General features: G+C 61.6%; 21 protein-coding genes. 11 read left to right on the top strand and 10 right to left on the bottom strand.

Annotated elements, in window-relative coordinates:
• Positions 1-138 precede the first annotated feature (138 nt).
• A complete protein-coding gene (locus AC1RS8_RS16795) occupies positions 139-597 on the top strand; it encodes a GNAT family N-acetyltransferase (protein ID WP_489338816.1) in 459 nt (152 codons plus the stop codon).
• A gap of 13 nt (positions 598-610) precedes the next feature.
• Here the strand turns inward: AC1RS8_RS16795 and AC1RS8_RS16790 are convergent, their stop codons facing one another.
• On the bottom strand, positions 611-916 hold the full coding sequence (locus AC1RS8_RS16790) for an NIPSNAP family protein (protein WP_489338815.1): 306 nt from the start codon (positions 914-916) through the stop codon (positions 611-613).
• Positions 917-1,122: 206 nt separating this feature from the next.
• Between AC1RS8_RS16790 and AC1RS8_RS16785 the strand changes: the two genes are divergently transcribed.
• The 6 genes from AC1RS8_RS16785 to AC1RS8_RS16760 all read left to right on the top strand — a co-directional run bounded on the left by AC1RS8_RS16785 (position 1,123) and on the right by AC1RS8_RS16760 (position 5,008).
• The gene (locus AC1RS8_RS16785) at positions 1,123-1,458 is read left to right on the top strand and encodes a hypothetical protein (RefSeq protein ID WP_090456550.1); all 336 of its coding nucleotides are present in this window, start codon (positions 1,123-1,125) and stop codon (positions 1,456-1,458) included.
• A gap of 182 nt (positions 1,459-1,640) precedes the next feature.
• Entirely contained in the window at positions 1,641-2,303 is a 663-nt protein-coding gene (locus AC1RS8_RS16780) for an ATPase (protein ID WP_489338814.1), read from the top strand.
• 67 nt (positions 2,304-2,370) lie between these two features.
• Positions 2,371-2,709, top strand: a complete 339-nt coding sequence (locus AC1RS8_RS16775) for a hypothetical protein (protein ID WP_057714212.1) — start codon at positions 2,371-2,373, stop codon at positions 2,707-2,709.
• 276 nt (positions 2,710-2,985) lie between these two features.
• Positions 2,986-3,915, top strand: a complete 930-nt coding sequence (locus AC1RS8_RS16770) for a Ppx/GppA phosphatase family protein (protein ID WP_489338813.1) — start codon at positions 2,986-2,988, stop codon at positions 3,913-3,915.
• A 24-nt stretch (positions 3,916-3,939) separates the two neighbouring features.
• Complete coding sequence (locus tag AC1RS8_RS16765; RefSeq protein WP_218496262.1) at positions 3,940-4,383, top strand: arsenate reductase ArsC; 444 nt, start codon at positions 3,940-3,942, stop codon at positions 4,381-4,383.
• A 235-nt stretch (positions 4,384-4,618) separates the two neighbouring features.
• A complete protein-coding gene (locus AC1RS8_RS16760) occupies positions 4,619-5,008 on the top strand; it encodes a c-type cytochrome (RefSeq protein WP_489338812.1) in 390 nt (129 codons plus the stop codon).
• On the opposite strand, the gene AC1RS8_RS16755 is transcribed toward AC1RS8_RS16760, so the two are convergent.
• Positions 5,009-5,884 carry a LysR substrate-binding domain-containing protein gene (locus AC1RS8_RS16755; RefSeq protein ID WP_223503333.1) on the bottom strand — a complete coding sequence of 292 codons (876 nt, stop codon included), beginning with the start codon at positions 5,882-5,884 and terminating at the stop codon, positions 5,009-5,011.
• 134 nt (positions 5,885-6,018) lie between these two features.
• Here AC1RS8_RS16755 and AC1RS8_RS16750 point away from each other — a divergent pair, with 134 nt between their 5' ends.
• Genes AC1RS8_RS16750 through AC1RS8_RS16735 form a run of 4 tightly spaced genes read left to right on the top strand, consistent with a single transcriptional unit; the run spans position 6,019 to position 10,259 of the window.
• Complete coding sequence (locus tag AC1RS8_RS16750; RefSeq protein WP_154861321.1) at positions 6,019-7,071, top strand: agmatine deiminase family protein; 1,053 nt, start codon at positions 6,019-6,021, stop codon at positions 7,069-7,071.
• Positions 7,072-7,075: 4 nt separating this feature from the next.
• On the top strand, positions 7,076-7,984 hold the full coding sequence (gene aguB, locus AC1RS8_RS16745) for an N-carbamoylputrescine amidase (protein ID WP_057714218.1): 909 nt from the start codon (positions 7,076-7,078) through the stop codon (positions 7,982-7,984).
• A gap of 1 nt (position 7,985) precedes the next feature.
• Positions 7,986-9,086 carry an extracellular solute-binding protein gene (locus AC1RS8_RS16740; RefSeq protein WP_407515594.1) on the top strand — a complete coding sequence of 367 codons (1,101 nt, stop codon included), beginning with the start codon at positions 7,986-7,988 and terminating at the stop codon, positions 9,084-9,086.
• 48 nt (positions 9,087-9,134) lie between these two features.
• Complete coding sequence (locus tag AC1RS8_RS16735; protein WP_493163105.1) at positions 9,135-10,259, top strand: agmatine deiminase family protein; 1,125 nt, start codon at positions 9,135-9,137, stop codon at positions 10,257-10,259.
• A 145-nt stretch (positions 10,260-10,404) separates the two neighbouring features.
• Here the strand turns inward: AC1RS8_RS16735 and AC1RS8_RS16730 are convergent, their stop codons facing one another.
• From AC1RS8_RS16730 to AC1RS8_RS16695, 8 genes are all read right to left on the bottom strand, one after another.
• Entirely contained in the window at positions 10,405-10,833 is a 429-nt protein-coding gene (locus tag AC1RS8_RS16730) for a nuclear transport factor 2 family protein (protein WP_090456533.1), read from the bottom strand.
• Complete coding sequence (locus AC1RS8_RS16725) at positions 10,826-11,569, bottom strand: SGNH/GDSL hydrolase family protein (protein WP_489338810.1); 744 nt, start codon at positions 11,567-11,569, stop codon at positions 10,826-10,828. The genes AC1RS8_RS16730 and AC1RS8_RS16725 overlap by 8 nt, the downstream gene beginning before the upstream one ends.
• Before the next feature lie 6 nt (positions 11,570-11,575).
• Positions 11,576-12,148: a chorismate mutase gene (locus AC1RS8_RS16720; RefSeq protein ID WP_154861316.1), complete on the bottom strand. Its 573-nt coding sequence runs from the start codon at positions 12,146-12,148 to the stop codon at positions 11,576-11,578.
• A gap of 81 nt (positions 12,149-12,229) precedes the next feature.
• Positions 12,230-12,520: a DUF7693 family protein gene (locus AC1RS8_RS16715; protein ID WP_489338809.1), complete on the bottom strand. Its 291-nt coding sequence runs from the start codon at positions 12,518-12,520 to the stop codon at positions 12,230-12,232.
• Between the two features lie 185 nt (positions 12,521-12,705).
• Positions 12,706-14,259 (bottom strand): amino acid permease, encoded by a 1,554-nt coding sequence (locus tag AC1RS8_RS16710; RefSeq protein ID WP_489338808.1) that lies wholly within the window; start codon positions 14,257-14,259, stop codon positions 12,706-12,708.
• Positions 14,260-14,421: 162 nt separating this feature from the next.
• The gene (locus AC1RS8_RS16705) at positions 14,422-15,582 is read right to left on the bottom strand and encodes an iron-containing alcohol dehydrogenase (RefSeq protein ID WP_057714226.1); all 1,161 of its coding nucleotides are present in this window, start codon (positions 15,580-15,582) and stop codon (positions 14,422-14,424) included.
• 3 nt (positions 15,583-15,585) lie between these two features.
• Positions 15,586-16,977 carry an aldehyde dehydrogenase family protein gene (locus tag AC1RS8_RS16700; RefSeq protein WP_218496282.1) on the bottom strand — a complete coding sequence of 464 codons (1,392 nt, stop codon included), beginning with the start codon at positions 16,975-16,977 and terminating at the stop codon, positions 15,586-15,588.
• Positions 16,978-16,984: 7 nt separating this feature from the next.
• On the bottom strand, positions 16,985-18,358 hold the full coding sequence (locus AC1RS8_RS16695) for a glutamine synthetase family protein (RefSeq protein WP_489338807.1): 1,374 nt from the start codon (positions 18,356-18,358) through the stop codon (positions 16,985-16,987).
• Positions 18,359-18,515: the final 157 nt, after the last annotated feature.

The raw sequence follows: 18,515 nt of genomic DNA, 5'->3' as shown, positions 1-18,515 counted from the left end.
GTCAATGTCGACTGATCCACCGCCATCGCGAGCAAGCTCGCTCCCACAGTGGACGGCGGTGCTTTCAGAAAATTTTACGTCGCTGTTGCCTCGCCATTGCTAGTCTGTAATTCCTTGAGACCGCAATGGAGCACCCTCATGGCTATTCAGGCCCTGCGCGCCGACGCATCGCACATCGACCAGATCGCCCCTTTGTTTGACGCCTACCGGATGTTCTACCAGCAGCCGTCGAACCTTTCGCAATCGCGCACTTTCATCGCCGAGCGGCTCGCCCGGGATGAATCGGTGATTTTTCTTGCCCAGGACAGCGATGGTGAAAACCTCGGCTTCGTCCAGCTGTTCCCGACCTTTTCCTCGATCGACGCCCATCGCACCTGGCTGCTCGGTGACCTGTTCACCACGCCCGCCGCCCGGGGCAAAGGCGTCGGCACCTTGCTGATGAACACCGCCCGGGATTTTGCGAAGCTGGCCGGTGGCAAAGGCATGACCCTGGAAACCGCCACCGACAACTTCACCGCCCAGCGCCTGTATGAATCCCTGGGCTGGGTGCGCGACCCCGGTTACTACACCTATTGCCTGGATCTGAAAAAAGACTGACTCAGCGATCCAGTCAGCCAAACACCGGCCGCATGAATGAACGCTCGTAGCTGAGGATGAATTTCTTCTCCTCGGCGTACTTGAAGGCTGCGATGCACTCTGGATCGTTCATCGACTGCTGCCGGTAATGTTCGTACGCCGCCAGGCTGGGGAAGGTGAACAGCGCCAGGGCGATATTGTTGGCACCCTCCGATGGCAAAAAGTAGCCGTGGTGCTGGCCGCCGAACTTTTCCACCAGGGGAATCCACATCTTGCCGTAGTGCTCGAAAGCGTCGAGCTGGTAGGGGTCGAGCACGTATTTCAGGTAGCAAGTGACCATTGTTTCTCTCCTTGATAAAGCGTCTGACTATCCGCTGATTGCAGCTGTCGCCACAGCAATGTATGCGCCATAGACCGGTAAATTTGCGCCAACTGAACACTATTGCTGTGGTCAGCTTCAAGGGTGATATCAATGAGGCATCATTTTCGCTAGGATGCGCACCGCCCGAGAATTGATCTCGGGCGTTCCCCCTCTGGAGTTGTTCAGTGAAATACCTCAGTAAAGTGGCTGCCGTTACCCTGTTCGGTCTGGTACTGGCCGGTTGCAACAGTGCCCCGATGAATACCCAGCATTACGACAGCAGTCAGTACACCGTGCTGGGCCACAGTGAAGCGAGCGCCACCGGCCTGTTGTTGTTTGGCATCATCCCGATCCGTCAGAACAGTCGTTTTGTGCGCGCACAGGACGAGGCAATCAAGGCCAAAGGCGGCGATGCCATGATCAACACACAGGTGCAGGAGCGCTGGTTCTGGGCGTGGGTCCTGACGGGTTACACCACCAAGATTTCCGGTGATGTGGTTAAGCTGAAGAACGTTCAATAAACGCAATACCTGTCGCCTTGACGTGAAAAGCCCGGTCGAGCCGGGCTTTTTTTCGCCCGCGGGAACCCCGCCGCCACACTATTGGTTCAATCAATAGTCACCATCAAGAATCGCAAGTTCTGTTTTGTGCGCAAAGGCGGAAAATTGCCTGCATTGAACACGCTGCTCAAGGAACCTGCGCGATGAAAATCTTGACCCGACTGGCTGTGATTGCCCTGTTGCTGGGCAGTGTTGCGTCCACCGCATCGGCCTTTGCCGAAGATGCACGCGCCTGCCATCTGCCGCCGATCACCGGCGGTCACAGCGGGCTGCAATACGGTCAGACGGTCGGGGTGCTCTACAGCGACAACACTGTGGAAAACCTGCAATACCTTGAGCAATACCACTCGGTGGCCGTCAACGGTGCGAAAAACGCACTGGATACGCGGATTCGCCAGGCGTTCGTCAACAGTTCCGATCCGGACCTGGCCATCGACTGGCTGATGGGTTCGTTGCACCACACTTTTCTGTCGGTGACGGTCTACGAAAATCTCGATGCCCTGGTGCAGGTCCATCCCGATGTGGTGGTGATGCTCGATACCCACAATCAGTTGCTGACTCAGCGTAACGACCGGGTCGAGGCGCGTTTCGCCGCGCGGTTCTACGACGCCAACCTGCAGTACATCGGCAAGGCCGAAGGCGCGGTGGAAAAACAACTGCCGTCGGTATGGGTGCATGACAAGACCGCGCCCGAGATCGCCGCGCAAATCGAACAGCAACGCGACCTGCAACTGACCGCGCTGAAACAGTTCGATGCGTCGTTGAAGGCGCTGGTAACCGCCGGATTGACCGCAACAACAAACTAACAAGCCCGACGTCCATTGAGCGGCGGGCAACCCGATCCACCGTGGATTTCTATTCAGGACCTGATTCATGCGCACTGTTTTTGCCCCGACCCTGGCCTTCGCTTCGCTGCTGCTGGCCGGTTGTGCCACGCCGAACGATCCGACCATGACCTTGCAGACCAGCAAGTCACCGGAGGAGTACACCCATTGCGTGGTGCCGAAGTTGCAGCACGATGCGCTCAACCCAACGGTGTCGCAGACCCAGCGCAGCTACCGGATCGTCGTATCAAGCAAAGTGTCGGCGGACAACGTGCTTGAAACCTATAAAGCCTCGAACGGCGGCAAGGTGTTCCTGTACGAGCGCAAGCTGCTGGCGTCGACCTTCGTGCCGTCGACGTTCGAGCGTGCGGCGCAGGAGTGTTTGTAAGGGCAATTTCAGGCAAAAAAAAGCTGCCGGGACTGGCAGCGGAAAGTTAAAGCACGCATTGGATGGACTGAGTATGGCGCTCGGTTCATGACGATTCGATGACAGCTTCATGGCCATCCATCAGGATGCCGAAAATCCTGCCAGTGTTGTGGTGTGGGTCAGATCTCCAGGCCTGTCATCCGGGTGTCATCGAAGCAATGGCAAGATCCTCGCAATCCGTCTTGAGTGACTGGCGGCCGTCAGTCCGCCGGCAGATGAATGTGCAAGGAACCCCATATGAAAGACGCCCCGCTGTTTGCCGCCATCGACCTGGGTTCCAATGCGTTTCGCCTGATGATTGGCCAGTCGGTGAGACGGAACCAGCAGATGGTCATCCAGGAAGTGAAAACCCTGCGTGAACCGGTGCGTCTGGTCGAGGGCCTGCAGGGCGGGGCGCTCGATGAATTGGCGCTGGACCGTGGCTGGCAGGCGCTGGCGCGATTCGGCAAGAAACTGCGCGGCTTCGAGGCCGGGCGCGTGCGGGCGGTGGCCACCAGCGCGGTACGCGAAGCGGACAATGCGCCGCTGTTCCTGGCCAGTGCCGAGCGGCACCTGGGCTTTCGCATCGACGTCATTTCCGGTCACGAAGAGGCGCAACTGGTCTACGCCGGCGTCGCCCACACCTTGCCGGCGCAAACCACGCGGCTGGTGGTGGATATCGGCGGTGGCTCCACGGAAATGATCATCGGCCGTGGCGACCAGTTGCTGGTCACCGAGAGCATTGCCATCGGCAGCGGCACCTTCGGTGCGCATTACTTCCACGGCGGGCGGATCGTGGCCGAAGCGCTGCTGGAGGCCGAACGCGCAGCCACCGTGCAATTCGAACGCATTGCCCGCCGCTATCGCGCCATGGGTTGGCAGCAGGCGATCGGTTCTTCAGGGACGGCGCGGATGCTGGCCAAGGTGCTCAAGGCCAATGGCCTCAATGATGACGGCCAAGGCGGCATCACCTACGGTGGCCTGTTGCGCCTGTCGTTGCGCCTGCTGGAAGTCAAACATGTGAAACACCTCAAGTTGGCCGGTTTGCCCATCCACCGCCTGAGCATTCTGCCCGGCGGTCTGGTGGTGATGCTGGCGGCATTCAAGGTGTTCGGGATCACGCACATGATTGCGTCTGAACCGGGTCTGCGGTTCGGCGTTCTGCATGGATTGATGAGCAAACACTAAAAACCTGCCAGCCGAGGTAAACCCATGACCGACCCCCGTCGCGTGCTGTTCGTCTGCGCCCGAAACGATGTCCGCTCACCCATGGCTGAAGCCCTGCTTCGCCACACCGATCCTGCCGATTTCCAGGCCTTCAGCGCCGGGCTTGAGGCCAGCGAGATCGACCCGCGCACATTCGAATCCCTCGATCACATCGGTGTCGATGCCAGCGGCTTGCGCAGCAAGTCCCTCGAAGATTTCGAAGGTCAGGAATTCGACTACGTCATCACCCTGTGCGACAAGTCTTGCGAAGAGGCCTCACGCATGCCGTTTACCGGTGAAGTGATGGTCTGGAGCTTCGAAGACCCGACCACCAGCGAAAGACACGACCCGTTCCGCCATACCCTCCAGGAAATCGGTGACCGCATCAAAATGTTCGTCACCGTGAAAACCCGCCCCGTGCCCCAGGCGCCGTCAGTCAGCGATTCCTGAAACCCCTCGAACACCGTCTACCCTCATCGGTCACAACCATCATGATGAGCGCAGGCCCCCTGTGGGAGCGGGCTTGCTCGCGAAGAGGCCTTCACATTCAACATCGTAGGTGGCTGGACTACTGCTTTCGCGAGCAAGCCCGCTCCCACAGGGATTGCGTCCATTTGACCACTTGGGATATCCCCGGCCCGCATGTTCCAATAGCCATCCGGCAACACCCGACTGGAAACGGAACATGAAGAAACTCGCAGCACTGACCCTCGCCTCGGCGCTCATCGCGGGCCTGTTCAGCACACCCACCCTTGCTGCGGGCGATGTCCAGGCCGGGGAGAAAGTGTACAAGCGCCTCTGCAGCGGCTGCCATCAGATCGGTGAATCGGCTCGCGCCTTCTTTGGCCCGCAACTCAATGGCGTGATCGGTCGCCATTCCGCCGTCACCACGGACTACGTGTATTCCGACGCGATGAAATCCGCCAACCTGGTCTGGGACCGCGAAACCCTGATCGCCTACCTCGAAGCGCCGAAGAAAGTCGTGCCCGGCACCCGCATGATTTTCTGGGGCCTCAGCGACCCGGAAAAAATCGAAGACCTGCTGGCCTACCTGCAAACTTTCCCGGCGCAATGATCACGCCGCGGTCTGCTGCTCGGCCGCCAGGTTGTCGACCAGCCACTGGGTAAAGGCCCGCGCCATCGGGATGTTCTCGCTGTCACGGTGGGTCAGCAGCGCCCAGTTCGGGCCGCGGATGGTTTGCTCCACCATCGGCTGCAACAGCCCGGTGGCCCGTGCCTGCCGACTCAGCAACTGGCTCACCAGCGCAATGCCCAGTCCGGTACAGGCCGCGTCCAGCAGCAAACCCGGATCGGAAAAATTCAGCCCCTGATCCATCTGCCCCACATCGATTCCTGATTCCACCGCCCAGTGGCTCCAGTCCATTTCCCGCTCGCCATGCAGGGTGGTGCGCTGTTCCACGGGCACGGCCAACAGGCTCGGGTGACACGCCGGGTAGAGGCGGTCGGCGTGCAGTACCTTGAAACTGCATTCGGCCTGGGAGCTGATGTCGTCGCGCACCGCCAGGTCGATGGTCTGGCTGGCCATGTCCGGCACTTCATCGGTGCTGAAAATCCACAGATCGACCTGCGGATGCTGCCGGCGGAAATCCCCCAGGCGCGGCAACAACCAATGCCGGGCAAACGCCGGGGTGGTGTTGAGCACCAATTGATTGGGCTTCTGGTATTGCCCCAAGCGGCGAATGCCCACCGCCAGTTGCTGCAACAACGCCTGGGTGGTGCTCAGCAGATCGTGCCCGGCATCGGTCAGGCTGACGCTGCGCCCGCTGCGATGGAACAACGGTTGCTCCAGGTACGCCTCAAGGCTGCGGATCTGCTGGCTGATCGCCGATTGGGTGAGGTGCAACTCGTCGGCAGCCTTGTGAAAACTGCCCAGCCGGGCGGCGGCTTCGAAGCCGCGCAGGGTGCTCAGGGGCGGCCAGTGTTTGAGCATATCGATAAGCTCCTCTAATCAGTTGTCTGCAAAATCCATCGTTTGTTTGCCTGTTTTTCCAGCCGTAGCATGCATGCCAAGACCGCCAAGGCCGTTTTCATTGAACACAATGACTTAACTCAGAGGTGCTTGTCATGCAGCAGAACGTAATTCAAAACAGCGGTTGGACGATGCCGGCCGAGTGGGTCACTCACGCCGCCACCTGGATGGTCTGGCCGCACAACAAGACCCTGTGGGAGTCAGGCTGGCGGGTGACACTGCCACAGGTTCAAGAAGATTTCGCCCGGGTGGCCAACGCCATCGCCCGCTTCGAACCGGTGAAACTGGTGGTCGATCCTTCAGCCGTCGCCAGCGCCAAGGCGTTGTGCGGGCCGAACATCGAGTTGATCGAACTGGCGGTCAACGACAGCTGGTGCCGCGACTCCGGCCCGAGCTTCGTCTGCCACCCGCAGCAAGGCCTGGCCGGTGTGAGCTGGCGCTTCAATGCGTGGGGCGGCAAGTCGGCTCACGATCTGGACGAAAGCCTGGCCCGCCGTGCGCTCAATCATTTGGGACTGGAGTGCTTCGGCACGGCGTTGAGCAATGAGGGTGGCGCGATTCATGTGGACGGCGAGGGCACGCTGATCACCACCGAATCGGTGTTGCTCAACCCCAATCGCAACCCGGGCGTGAGCAAGGCCGAGATCGAAGAGATCTTCACCCGCCTGCTGGGTGTGAAGAAAACCATCTGGCTGCCGGGCGATCCCGACTATGTGACCGGTGACATGACCGACGGCCACGTCGATGGCGTGTGCGCCTTTGCCCGTCCCGGCGTGTTGCTGGTGGACGCCACCCACGACAAGCAATCGGTGTACGCCGAAGTGGCCAGGGAGAACCGCCGCGCCCTTGAACTGGCCACCGACGCCCAGGGCCGCCAGTTCGAACTGATCGAACTGTTCGAAGCCACCGATGCGGTGGACACCGAGGCCGAAGTGTTCTGCGCCTCCTACACCAATTTCTATATCGCCAACGGCGCGATCATCATGCCGGCCTACGGCATCGATGCCGACAAGGTCGCTGCCGAAGTGCTGGCGCAGGCGTTCCCCGGTCGTGAAGTGGTGCCGGTGCGGATCAACCATCTGGCCCATGGCGGTGGCGGTGTGCATTGCATCACCCAGCAACAGCCGGCCTGGCCGGTGCGGGGTTGATGCCATGACACTGCTGACCATCGCCACCACCCAGATGCCCTGCACCTGGGACCTGAAACACAACCTCGACCAGGCCGAGCAACTGGTCCGCGAAGCGGCGGCCAAGGGCGCGCAGGTCATCCTGTTGCAGGAGCTGTTCGCCACGCCGTATTTCTGCATCGAGCAACACCACAAACACCTGGCACTGGCCGAGGAGTATCGCGAAAGCCACGTGCTCCAGCGCTTCGCCGCATTGGCGAAAGAGTTGGGCGTGGTGCTGCCGCTGAGCTGGTATGAGAAGGCCGGCAACGCCTACTTCAACTCACTGAGCGTGGCCGACGCCGACGGGCGCCTGTTGGGTGTGTACCGCAAGACCCACATCCCCAACGCCATCGGCTATCAGGAGAAAGAATACTTCAGCCCCGGCGACAGCGGTTTCCGGGTCTGGGACACCGCGTTCGGGCGCATCGGCCTGGGCATCTGCTGGGATCAGTGGTTCCCCGAAACCGCCCGCTGCCTGGCGTTGATGGGGGCCGAAGTGCTGCTGTTCCCGACGGCCATCGGCTCCGAACCGGGTTGTGCCACTCTCGATTCCCGGGATCACTGGCAGATGACCATGCGCGGCCACGCCGCCGCCAACCTGCTGCCGGTGGTGGCGGCCAACCGGGTCGGCCGGGAAGCGGCGACCACCGACCCGACTCTGCAAATGAGCTTCTATGGCTCGTCGTTCATCTGCAACCACAAGGGCAAGTTGCTCGCCGAAGCCGACCGCGACAGCACCGGCGTGCTGGTCCACAGCCTGGACCTGGCGGCCATGCGCGAGGACCGCCTGACCTGGGGTATCTACCGCGATCGCCGTCCGGAAATGTACGGCGCCTTGTTGACCCAGGACGGTCGTCAGATCCACTCACGCTGGGCAACCCAAGGGGTGTGACATGAACACGATCAACAAGCTGTGCCTGGCCATGGGGCTGGCGCTGAGCTGTGCGGTGCCTGCGTTGCACGCCGAAGAGAAAACCCTGCGGCTGTACAACTGGGCCGACTATTTCGCCGAGGACACCTTGAGCAAGTTCACCGCCGAAACCGGGATCAAAGTGATCTACGACGTGATGGACGGCAGTGAAACCCTGGAAGCGAAAATGCTCGCTGGCGGCAGTGGCTACGACCTGATCTTCCCCGGTGACACCGTGGCCGAACGCCTGATGCGCGCTGGCAGTTTGCAGCCCCTGGATCAGTCAAAACTTACTGCTCTGAATGACGTCGAGCCGGGGTTGCAGAAATTGCGCTCGCACTATGAGCAGTCGCGCCAGGCCACGGTCCCGTACACCTGGGGCACCATCGGTCTGACCTACAACGCCGGGCAGATTGCCCAGCGTGCGCCGGATGCGCCGGTCGACAGCCTGGACATGCTGTTCAAACCGGAACTGGCGGCGAAATTCGCCGACTGCGGCATCTCGATGATCGACTCGCCGGACGAAGTGCTGGCCGTGGTGCTCAATTACCTGGGCCGCGACCCGCGGAGCGCCAAACCGGCGGACCTGGCGGCGGCCAGTGACTTGCTGATGAAACTGCGGCCGTACATTCGCAAGTTCCAGTCGCAACCGGTGACCGACCTGGTCAACGGCAACCTGTGCATGTCCCTCGGCTACAGCGGCGACATGACCCAGGCGCAGCGCACGTCTGACAGCGCCGGCAAGAAAACCACCTTCCACTACCGCATCCCCCGCGAAGGCACCACGGTGTGGATGGACACCATGGCCATTCCCGTCGACGCCCGGCATCCGGAGTACGCCTACGCGTTCATCAACTTCGTGATGCGCCCGCAAAACATGGCAGCCATCAGCAACTTCACCGGCTACCCGACCTCCAACGCCAAGGCACGCCCGGATGTCGATGCCGCGATGCGCAACAACCCGGACATCTACCTTGATGATGCCACCTACGCGCGGCTGATTCCCGGTAAGGACATTCCCCAGGCCGACATGCGGGCACGCATGCGCACCTGGACCAAGTTCAAGACCGCTACAGTCAAATGATCATCGGCCGGCCCGAGGGCCGGCCAAACCTCGATTTCAGGAAATCACATGCCGACACGTCGAACATTCATCAAGCAGGTATCGGTCGCAGCCGCAATGGGCACGGTGGCGTCCATGGGATTGGGCTTTGCCGGCCTGCCGGTGCGAGCGGCCGACAAAGGCAATTGGTACATGCCCGATGAAGGGGACAAACACCAGCGGGCCTTCATCGCCTTCGGGGCACAGGCCGCGATCTGGGAGGACTTCACGCCCCACGTGCAAGACGCCCTTGGCCGGATCGCCCGCAGCATTGCCCAATACGAGCCGGTCACCGTGTTCTGTCGCCAGAGCGAACGGCGCCTGGCCGAAGCCAAATGCGGCAGCCACAACACGACCTTCGTGATCACCGAACTGGATGACATCTGGATGCGCGACATCGGCGCCAATTTTGTCGTCGACGGAAGCGGCGGCCTTGCTGCCGTGGACTTCAACTTCAACGGCTGGGGCAACAAACAGCAGCATGCGGACGATGCGCAACTGGCCGCCCTGGTCGCCGAAAACGCCAAGGCGGATTACCAGCGAAGCGAACTGGTGGGCGAGGGCGGTGGCATCGAAGTGGATGGCCACCGCACAGGGATAATGACCGAAAGCAGCTGGATCAACCGCAATCGCAATCCGGACTGGAGCAAGGCTGAGGTCGAAGAGGAACTGAAAGAACGGCTGGGCCTGCGCAAAATCATCTGGCTGCCGGGCATCAAGGGCAAGGACATCACCGACGCCCACGTCGATTTCTATGCGCGCTTCGTCAAGCCCGGCGTGGTCATCGCCAACCTCGACAACGACCCCGAGTCCTACGACTACAAGGTCACTCGCGCCCATCTGCAGATCCTGGAAAACGCCACGGATGCCGATGGCCGCAAGTTGCAGGTGCATACCGTGTCGCCGCCGCTCAACCCGCGCAACAGCCGGTTCAGCAACGACAACCCGGACTTCGCCGCGGGCTACATCAACTACTTCGTGATCAATGGCGCGATCATCGCTCCGCAATTCGGCGACGAAGAAGCCGATGCCAAAGCCTTCGACCTGCTGTCCGAACTCTACCCGCAGCGCAAGGTGGTGCAACTCGACATCGACGCGATCTCCGCGGGCGGTGGCGGCATTCACTGCGTGACCAGTCACCAGCCGATGGTGTGATGACTTCCGGTTTTACACAAAACCTGTACCTGTAGGAGCGAGCTTGCTCGCGATGGACTCAAGAGCGCCGCGTTGAGCCAGCAAGTACGCGTTTTTGTTAACGCCCATCGCGAGCAAGCTCGCTCCTACAGGGGGGATCAGGATGTCAGGCTTTTGTGGCCTTCAGGTAAGCCCCCAACCGCCGCCCCATTTCCTCACCCAGCGCCTGCAAGCCACTGAGCGGCCGCACCATCACTTCAAACTCGACAATCTTGCCCTGTTCGTTGAAGCGGATCATGTCGATACCCTTCAGTTCTTTCTCGCCGACCCTGGCGCTGAATTCGAGAATCACGTTCAAGCCATCCGCCGTCGCCAGCTCACGGTGATAGGCAAAATCCTCGAACACGTCCATGACCGTATTGAGGATCATCGACACCACCGGCGCTCCCGGATACGGCGTGTGCGCCATCGGCGAACGGAACACCGCCTGCGGATCGAGCATTTCGGGCAAACCGCTCAAGTCGCGGTTGTCGAGCATCGCGTGCCACTGCTTCAGGGACGCTGCGACATTGGGGTTCAGTTTCAGCTCAGACATCTTCAACTCCTGTTTTTATTGTTGTGGTGCGAAAGCGTTGGTCGATCACCCTGGCGGCATCGTCGGCCCATTGACGATAAAGCATCGGCCCCGGATGAAAACCATCGCTGGCCATCAAGCCCGGTTCGGGCGCCAGCGGGGTGGTCAGCATCGTACATTGATCCAGGCGTGCGGCCAGATCCGCAAGATGTGCATTGAACCGTCGCGCCCTGAAACCCAGAAACCAGCGCAGCGGCTGGGGCAGCGCGGGGAACAAATGCATCGGCGGAAGCGGCGACACCACGATCTGCCTCACCGCGTATTTATCGCACAGCAGCGCCATCAAGCGCCGTTGCCGAGTGAGCCACTGATCCAGGGTGAGAGAGCTGGTGACATCGTTGACGCCAATCGACAACAGCGCCACATCGAACGGCTCCGGGGCGTGCTGTTCGAGCAGCTCCAGCAACCCTTGTGAATCCAGCCCCGAGTGCGCCCAGAGTTTCCACGACAACTGGTAATCATCGGCCAGGCGCGCGACCAGCCGACCACTGAGGGCTTCACCTTGAGTCGCCGCACCCACCCCCGCTGCGGCGCTGTCGCCGACAATCAACAAGCGCAGCACGTCACCGCTGCCGGCCTCGCCCTGGCGGTCACCTTCGGCCTCCGGCAACTTGGGCGTCACCCGCCGCGTATACAGGCCCTGCGCCAGCAACAACGGGCCGAGCAGGATTTTGGCGAGGGTTTCAATGTGGCTCATTTGACGTTATCGCCCTGCAATACACAGCTCCCCGGTCGCACGAATCATCGCCTGGCCATGCAAATAATCCTTGATCAGCGCGGAACGTTCGGTGGCCAGCCATTGCGGGCAGTTCGGGTCGTTGCGGTAGGGCAGGAACGCGGCGTACTGCGTGAGCAGCAGGTTCTGCAGGTTGTCGAGCTTGGGCCGGATGTCGTTGCCCAGGTCTGGCCGTGGCGTGTCCGGTGCCTTGTGCGCCGCTTGCCATTGTGCGAGCCGGCCGTATTGCACCAGTTTGCTGGCTTCAATCTGGGCGGCGATCAGGACGGCGACATCGTCGGGGTCAAGCTGGCGTTCGGCCGCCTGCTTCCTGGCGTTGGCGATGACTTGCGCTTCCCGGGTGTTGTCCTGGACCGGTTTGCCGCTGTCCCACTTGGTCAGCGCCACCAGTTCGCTGATGTTCAACCGCTCATTCATCGTCGCCAGCAAGGGCTGCAAGGCATCGGGCGCCGGGGGTGTCGTGCCGGCTTGGGCGCTGCCAGCGAGCAAACCGAGCAGGGCGCAGGCCAGCCAGTGCGGCAGGCGTAGGGAACGGGGCATGGGCAGAACCTCCTTGGACGCGAAAATCACTCCGGCTTGTGTATCACAAGTGCGGCCAGGGAACGACAGGTTGCGAAAGATTCAGGCCAGCAGCCGTTCAATCTGCGCCAGCTCCCAGGTGCTGAGCAAACTCACCGGGTCGGTGCCGAAGCGCTGCCCGTTGTCGAACACATATTCTCGGCCATCGGGGCTTTGGCCGTGCAGGCAGTGGCGCAGGTGACCGGCGTCGACGTCGAGCGTCAGGCGCCAGCTGTCGATGTCGACCTGTACATGGTCAGGCTCGCAGGCGTCGTCGACTCGCTTGAAGGTGCAAATGCCTTGAGCGGCATCGCGCAACGGCTGGTAAACCTCGCGGGCGGTGAGGGCGGGCACAGGTGTCTCCGGGACGGAATCGGGGAGGCACAGGATAGATCATCAGCCTGCAAAAAAACCGTAAACGCCAAACAACCTTGTGGGAGCGAGCTTGCTCGCGATTAGGCCGGCACATCCAACATCAATGGCGCCTGACACGCCGCCATCGCGAGCAAGCTCGCTCCCACAGGTTAATCAGCACTCGCCTATTTCCTGTCCAACGCCGCCTCCGCCGCGGCAATTTCAGCCTGGCGCTTGACGATCATGTCGCCCACCGGTGGCCCCTGGAAGCGCCGGGCTTCAAAACCGAACCAGACGATGGCCGTCAGGATCAGGAAACCGATGGTGATGTACAGCGCCCAATCGTTCGGTGGCTGGATGCCGATGACGAAAATGATGATCATCGCCAGGATCGAGAGGATGGCGAACACCGAGTACCAGAAACGCCCCATGTTCCACGGCCCCATGGTCGGCCACTTCGACGTCCCAAAGGTAAACAGGCCGAGCGCGATGGGAATGGCGAAGGAGAAGAACAGGAAGATCACCGTGCAGGACACCACGATGGTATAGACCGGCGTTGTCCCGATCGAGATCACCGACGATCCCCAGACGAACAACACCGCTAGGGTGGCACCGGTCCAGATCGCTGCCACCGGGCTGCGATGGGTCGATGAGACCGAGGACAGCGCTTTTGAGCAGGGCAGGCCACCGTCCCGGGAGAACGCGAAGATCATCCGTGAAACCGAGGTGACGGTGGCCAGTCCGCAGAGCACCTGCGAAATGAAGATCGCCACGAAAAGCACCAGTTTCAGTATCGGGTCGACCTGGGTGTTCATGGCCCAGAAAAACACGTTCCAGCCTTGCTTGGCCGCCTCGTCCATGTTCGGCAGCATCAGCACGAACGCGCTGAGCATCAGCCAGCCGAACAGCAACGACCAGACCACCGACATGACCATGCCGCGCGGCACCGACATGGCCGCGTTGCGGGTTTCCTCGGAGGTGTGCGCAGAGGCGTCATAGCCGGTGATGGTGTAGATCGGCAACAACAGGCCGAGCATGAAAACCCAGCCGTTGGAGACCTGCGGCCAGACGCTGCCACCCGCTTCGCCGGAATAGTTGCCGAAGGTCCACAGCCGTGCGAATTCATAGCTGGGTGCCGATATCAGGCAGACGATGGTCAGGGCCAGCGCCGTGGCGAAGATCAGGTAACCTGAGAAGTCAGTGAGTTTGGCGGTCAGGCCGATACCCAAGTGGTTGCACAAGGCCTGCAGGCCGGTGAGGATTGCCAGGAAAATCACCCTGACCGTGGTCGTGTCTTCCATGCCCAGTGCCGGCCCGAAGGCACCGAAAAAGAAGTAATAGGTACCGACGTTGATCGCGCCCAGCACCGTGACCAGCCCCAGCAGGTTGAACCACGCGGTCAGCCATCCGGTGAAGCGGTTACCGAGGATCGAGCCCCAGTGGTACAGGCCGCCAGCGGTGGGGTAGGCCGAGGAAATCTGCGCCATGGCCATGGCGAATACCCCGGAGATCAGGCAACCGATTGGCCAGCCGATCCCGATGGATGCCCCGCCCGCGCCCGAGGTGCCCTGGGCCAGGGAGTTGATGCCACCCGAGAGGATGCAGATGATCGAAAAGGAAATGGCGAAGTTGGAGAAAACCCCCATTCGTCGTGAGAGTTGCTGGGCATAGCCCATGCTGTGCAGCACCTTGACGTCATCGTCGTGCGTTTCGGTGCCCGGCTGGCTTGCTGGGTTCATGATGTGTGCCCCTTTTCAGGTTTTGGACAGGCCGAACTGAGCCGCCGTAGGCTCGACCTTGGTTTTCTGTAGGAGCGAGCTTGCTCGCGATGAACGTCAACGATGACGCGGGGAGCCTGCCCCCCCGCGTCATCCTCAAGTCCATCGCGAGCAGGCTCGCTCCTACAGACGGCCGTGAAGTGCCGCGTCGAAAATCTTTGCCACGCCGTCCCGGGTCAATGGCAGCGGGTTGCCGCCAGCGGAAGGGTCGACAATCGCCATGTCGGCGATCAGGTCGGCCTGCCGGTCATCAACGCCCAGTTCAACCAGGGTATGGGGCACGCCGATGTCCTTGCGCAGCTTGAGGACGAAGGCCAGGAAACTGTCGAACCCCGGGGAGGGCAGGCGCAGGTACGCCGCCAGGCGGGTGATGCGCTCCTCGATGGCCGAGCGATTGAAGTGCAGGACATAGGGCATGAAGGTGGCATTGGTCATGCCGTGATGGGTGTCATACAACGCACCCACCGGATGGGAGAGCGCATGCATCCCGCCCAGGCCTTTCTGGAATGCCGTGGCGCCCATGGCCGCCGCCGCGAGCATTTGTGCGCGGGCCTCAAGGTCCGACGGCGTGTGTACCGCCTTCACCAGTGAGTTGGCCACCAGGCGCATGCCTTCCACGGCAATGCCATCGGCCAGGGGGTGAAAGCCGGGGGCGCAGTACGCTTCCAGGCAATGGGACAGCGCGTCCATGCCGGTGCCTGCGGTGATTTTGGCGGGCATGCCGACGGTGAGGGCCGGATCGCTGATCACCACGCGGGGCATCATTTTCGGGTGGAAGATGATGCGTTTGGTGTGGGTGCGCTCGTCGATGATCACCGCCGCACGGCCGACTTCGGAACCGGTTCCCGCCGTGGTCGGCACGGCAATGACCGGGGCGATGCGGCTGTCGTCGGCGCGGGTCCAGTAGTCGCCGATGTCTTCGAAGTCCCAGACCGGACGGGTCTGGCCGCTCATGAAGGCAATGAGCTTGCCCATGTCCAGGCCACTGCCGCCGCCGAACGCGATCACACCATCGTGCTGGCCGGCACGCCAGGCATCGAGCCCGCCGGCCAGGTTGGCTTCCACCGGGTTGGGCTTGAGGTCACAAAACAGCGCCACGCCAAGACCGGCGGCGCGCAATGCGTCCAGTGCCGCCGTAGTGATCGGTGCGCGGGCCAGGCCGCTGTCGGTCACGAGCAAAGGTCGCTGGATACCCTGGCTGCGACAGACCTCGGCCAGTTCGGCGATGCGCCCGACACCGAAACGAACGCTCGTGGGGTAGCTCCAGTTTCCTGTCAGGTTCATGGTCTACACCTCGTGACGCAGATGAAAGGATTTGGCCCGGGTCAGGTGCTCGTAGCCCAGTGGCGACAGGGTGACGCCGCGACCGCTGTTCTTCACGCCGGTCCAGGCCAATGCCGGGTCCAGGTAATCGCAGCGGTTCATGAACACCGTGCCGGTGGCGATCTCGTTGCCCAGGCGTTCGGCTGCTGCGAGGTCCCGGGTCCAGATGGAAGCGCTGAGCCCGAACTCACTGTCATTCATCAAGGCGATGGCTTCTTCATCGCTGGCCACCGGCATGATGCCGACCACTGGGCCAAAGCTTTCGTCGCGCATGACCGACATTTGATGGTTCACGTCCACCAGCACTTGCGGTGCCAGGTAGGCGCTGCCCGGCACGTCGGCGGGAAAGGACTTCGGATCGATCAGCGCTTTGGCACCCTGGGCCAGCGCATCGGCAATCTGGCCGCGAACGAAGAATGCGGCGCCCGGTGTCACCAGCGGACCGAGGGTGGTGGCTTCATCCAGTGGGTTGCCCAGCACGTACTGGCGGGTCAGTTCGGCGAAGCGCTCGACAAACACCGGGTAGATTTTCTGGTCGACGTAGATGCGTTCCACGGCGCAGCAACTCTGCCCGGAATTGAAGAAACTGCCGTCCACCAGATTTTCCACCGCCTGTTCAAGGTTGGCGTCTGCCCGGACATAGGCCGGGTCTTTTCCGCCGAGCTCCAGGCCCATACCGAGAAATTGTCCGCTGGCGACGCTTTCCATGACTTTTCCAGCCTCCACGGAACCGGTGAAGTTCACTTGCTGCACGCGCCCGCAAGCAATGATCGCCCCGGTCGATACATGGTCGAGCAGCAGATTCTGGAACAGCCCCTCGGGCAGTTTTGCGCGACGCATGGCCTCGGCGAAACGCTCGCCCACCAGCAGCGTTTGCGAAGCATGCTTGAGGATCACGCTGTTGCCGGCCATCAGCGCCGGGATAATCGTGTTCACCGCCGTCAGATAGGGGTAATTCCACGGAGCGACCACCAGCACCGTGCCCAGCGGCTCGCGTTTGATATAGCGACGAAATCCCGCGACAGGCTCGGGCTCTACCCGGTCAAGGACTTGCGGTGCGATAGCGATCATGTGCCGGGCGCGTTCGGCGAAACCGCGCAGTTCGCCGGCGCCATAACGCACCGGGCGGCCCATTTGCCAGGCAAGCTCCGGCACGATGTCGGCCTGCATCGACAGCATTGCGTCCACCGCGGCAGTGCAAAACGCCGCGCGTTCGCTCAGTGAGCGGCGTTGCCATGCCGCCTGTGCGCTGGCAGCGGCCGTCAGCGCCTGCTCGATCTGCGCCGCATCGGCCACCGCGCGTTCGGCGTACACCCGGCCATCGACCGGGGAGATCAATTGAACCTTCGCAGTCATGATGTTCTCAATAGCGCTCGAAGCCGCGCTGCAATTCCCAGTCGGTGATTCGCCGGTCGTACTCTTTCTGTTCCCACTCGGCGGTGTGTACGTAATGGTCGACCACCTCATCGCCGAACGCCTTGCGCAACATGCCGGAGGCCTTGAGTGCGGCACTCGCCTCGCGCAGTGTCTTGGACACTTCCGGCAAATGCTCATCCAGGTAGGCGTCGCCTTCGAACGGCGGCGCCAGATCGAGCTTCTCGTCGATACCGGCCAGGCCCGCCGCGATCAGCGCGGCGAAGGCCAGATAGGGGTTGAGATCGGCACCGCCGATGCGGCATTCGATGCGGATGGCCTTGCTGCCTTCGGCACACAGGCGAAAGCCGGCGGTGCGATTGTCGCGGCTCCAGACCGCCCGCGTCGGCGCAAAAGTGCCAGCCTGGAAGCGCTTGTAGGAGTTGATGTAGGGCGCGAGAAAACAGGTGATGTCGTTGGCGTACTTGAGCTGGCCGGCGACCCAGGAACGCATTAGTTTCGACATGCCGAACTCGGCTTTCGCCTCGAAGAACAGCGGCTTCTTGGCGTTCTTGTCCCACAGCGAATTATGGATGTGACTGCTGGAGCCGGCAGCGTCGTAGCGCCACTTGGCCATGAAGGTGATCGCCTTGCCCTGCAATTGCGCGATCTCTTTGCAGGCGTGCTTGATGATGACGTGGTGGTCGGCCATGGTCAGGGCATCGGCGTAGCGAATGTTGATCTCTTCCTGCCCCGGGCCCCATTCACCCTTGGAGTTTTCCACGGGAATGCCCGAGGCCTGCAAGTGCTTGCGAATCGCCCGCAGCACCGGCTCTTCGCGGGTGGTCTGGAGGATGTTGTAGTCCTCGATGTAATGGCCGGCGGTTTTCGGTTTGTGATAGTTGCGCCTGTGGATCGCCTCGTAACTCTCATCGAACAGATAGAACTCGAGCTCCGAGGCAAACATGCCGGTGTAACCACGCTCGCGCAGGCGCTCGACCTGTTTTTTCAGAATGGCCCTTGGGCTGTGGGGCAGGTCCTGGCGATGGTGATGATCGAGCACGTCGCACAGCACCAGCGCCGTGCACTCAAGCCAGGGCACGCGCCGCAGGGTGGACATGTCGGGCTTGAGCACGAAATCGCCGTAGCCCTTGCTCCAACTGGCCGCGGCGTAACCCGGCACCGGCTCCATGTCGATGTCATCGGCCAGCAGATAGTTGCAGCAGTGGGTTTCTTCGTGGCCGCTGTCGATGAAAAACTCGACCTGGAATCGCTTGCCGACCAGGCGTCCCTGCATGTCGACCATGCAGACCAGTACGGTATCGATTTCGCCGGCAGCCGCGGCGCGCTTGAGTGCATCAAAGCTGAGGAGGGGCTCTGTCATCACGGCAATCCTGCGTGAAAGGTTTGGGCCAGTCTGGGATAGCTGTTGCAGACGCTCTCCAGAAAAACCCAAAACCTGCAGAACCGAGCATCATGAGCAACGAGTTGATCAAAGCTTAGCCTACGTTGTAGGAGCGAGCTTGCTCGCGATGAACTTG

This window comes from Pseudomonas sp. GW821-FHT12A04 (assembly GCF_058807755.1).
The sequence above is the reverse complement of the archived record's forward strand: the minus strand, read 5'-3'. Positions and strand labels throughout refer to the sequence as shown.